The sequence below is a fragment of the Flavobacteriales bacterium genome (assembly GCA_021296215.1).
In the GTDB taxonomy this organism is placed as follows: domain Bacteria; phylum Bacteroidota; class Bacteroidia; order Flavobacteriales; family ECT2AJA-044; genus ECT2AJA-044.
The window spans coordinates 1-745 of the sequence record JAGWBA010000130.1; the positions used below are offsets into that span (position 1 = coordinate 1).

1 protein-coding gene is annotated in these 745 nt (G+C 50.9%); it reads right to left on the bottom strand.

The window, feature by feature from the left end; all coding sequences use genetic code 11:
* Nucleotides 1-29 precede the first annotated feature (29 nt).
* The coding region (locus J4F31_12475) for a hypothetical protein (GenBank protein ID MCE2497368.1) at nt 30-745 on the bottom strand (716 nt) is incomplete at its 5' end.

Consider the following 745-nt stretch of genomic DNA (forward strand, 5'->3'; position numbering starts at 1 on the left):
CCGGATTGACTATATCCCTAAATGCATCCCTAGAAGTAGGTTTGAACCTGGGCTCTTACCATCGACTCATCAGACTCTACGCCATCGAGATCCTCTTCTCTCTGGAACTTGTAGTCAAGCTGTACTTTCCACTTGTGGTTGCCGCTTAGGTAATAGCTAAGTCCCTGGGTGAACGTCCATACGTTGTCAAGGTCATTTCCCCCGAGAACATTGGGGTCATCGTCAAACATGACCATCGCATACCTTGAGGCAAGTTCAATCTTTCTCGGAACGAGGAAGAAGCCACCCTGAATCCTAAAACCCTGATCATAAGCAGTGTCTACGCCGGCCTCATCAGGATTGGCCCACCTTCCGATATACTCGCCGGTAAGGCTGAACATCGGATCCCTGTAATTTGCATCAAAGGTTATGGAAGTAATGCTCCCGGATTCCAGAATCCTGTCACCTCCCGGTTTGTCCGGATCATGCTGCGGAATTCCGATATTGCCGTCACTTCCATCTTCAACATCTATGCCCGCAACAGCAGCTCCAACCATGAGCGTTGGACTCCTGGCAAAATTCTCTTTTACGCTCTTGGCTTTTCCGCCGATAATGGCCGCCTGAACCCTTCCTGCCCAGAGCATACCAGTGTCACCATTGTCGTTCTTCTGGTTTGCGCCTTCGCCCTGGAAAACACCTACATCATAGCGGATCATCCCGTCTCCGAGAAGACCGTAAACGCCGCCACCGATATCCCTGCCATACC